At 68.9% G+C, this 1,253-nt stretch carries 2 protein-coding genes and 1 pseudogene; 1 reads left to right on the plus strand and 2 read right to left on the minus strand.

Translation table 11 applies throughout. The features are described 5' to 3' along the window. Positions 1–49: 49 nt before the first annotated feature. Together G6024_RS16835 and G6024_RS16205 are read right to left on the minus strand one after the other, a co-directional pair. Positions 50–307 (minus strand): annotated as a pseudogene (locus tag G6024_RS16835) (dihydrofolate reductase family protein); the annotation flags it as partial. Between the two features lie 71 nt (positions 308–378). Then, on the minus strand, positions 379–801 hold the full coding sequence (locus tag G6024_RS16205) for a nuclear transport factor 2 family protein (protein WP_159149167.1): 423 nt from the start codon (positions 799–801) through the stop codon (positions 379–381). 59 nt (positions 802–860) lie between these two features. Between G6024_RS16205 and G6024_RS16210 the strand changes: the two genes are divergently transcribed. Further along, on the plus strand, positions 861–1,253 hold a 393-nt coding region (locus G6024_RS16210; RefSeq protein WP_235027951.1), incomplete at its 3' end, for a carboxylesterase family protein.

Here is a 1,253-nt window from a genome sequence, read left to right on the forward strand (position 1 = left end):
AGTACAAGGGTTCGATCATCTTCGATCACTCATCCCAACCGGGTACCCACCCACTGCGCCAGGGAAACACCGTCACCTGCACCCGATCGACCAGACCGGCGGCCATCAGCGCCCGGTTCATCGACAAGCTGCCGTGCGAGCGCAACGACACGTCGGATTGCTGCTTCAAGCGAGCGACCACCTCGACGGCGTCTCCGCTGACGATGGCCGCGTCCGGCCAGTCGAGGGGACCATCCAGGGTCGTTGACACCACCGTCGTCGGCAGCGTGGTCATCCGGGTGACCCAGGGGTCGAACACGCCGGAGTAGTCAGTAGCCGCCCCAATCACCGTTGTCGTTGTACGACCCGAAGCCGCCTCCCATGGGAGGCAGTCGGCGATCAGCCCGGTTGGAGTGTCCGGAAATCGCCTCGGTCGAAGCTGATGTGGAACCTCCTCGAGTCGATCCGCCAGCCGTCCGGCGTCCGGGTCCACAGGTCCGAGTACTCGCCGAAGCACTCGTAGGACAGATCGGACTGGTCCCCGGCACCGAGGTGGAGGACCCGCGCATACGTGAGGCTCCGCGCCCGGTCCTCGTCTCCGTGGAAGCCGAGCTGCACCCGATGGTTGCCCAACAGGTGCTGGGATGGTCCGCAGCCCCCGAGGTGCTCCCTGACCCTCTCGACGATCGCCTGCCGACCGGTCGCGCCGTACCCGGTCGCGGACTCGGTGAACAGCTCGCCCAGCCCATCCCAGTCACGTGAGTCCAACGCGGAGGCCACGTCGGCCAGACGCTCGATGATCAGGTCCCTGTCACTCGTCATCTCCCCTTGGTAGCAGGGATCGCCGGGGGATCTCAGCTGTCCTGGCTAATCTGGCCGCCATGACCGACGTCGAGATCGCGCTGTCCACCGGCCGCGTCAAGGGCACCGATCTGGGGGATGTGGTCCGCTACTACGGCATCCCCTACGCCGAGGACCCCGTCGGCGACCTGCGGTTCGCCGCCCCGGTCCGCCGCGAACCGTGGCCGGGCGTCCGTGACGCGACCCGGCCGGCCGCCACCGCGCAGCGGCTGCGCTTCGACCCCGACCCGGCGATCCCCGAGCCGATCGTCGCCGGCACGGACATCCTGCACGTCGACGTGTGGGCCCCCACCGAGGGCGCGGGCCACCCGGTGCTGGTGTGGATCCACGGCGGCGGCTGGGAGTCCGGGTCATCGCACCAGCCCTGGTTCGACGGGACCGCCTTCGCGCGCGCCGGGATCGTCGTGGTCTCG

This window comes from Dietzia maris, from assembly GCF_014144855.1.
Lineage (GTDB): Bacteria > Actinomycetota > Actinomycetes > Mycobacteriales > Mycobacteriaceae > Dietzia > Dietzia kunjamensis.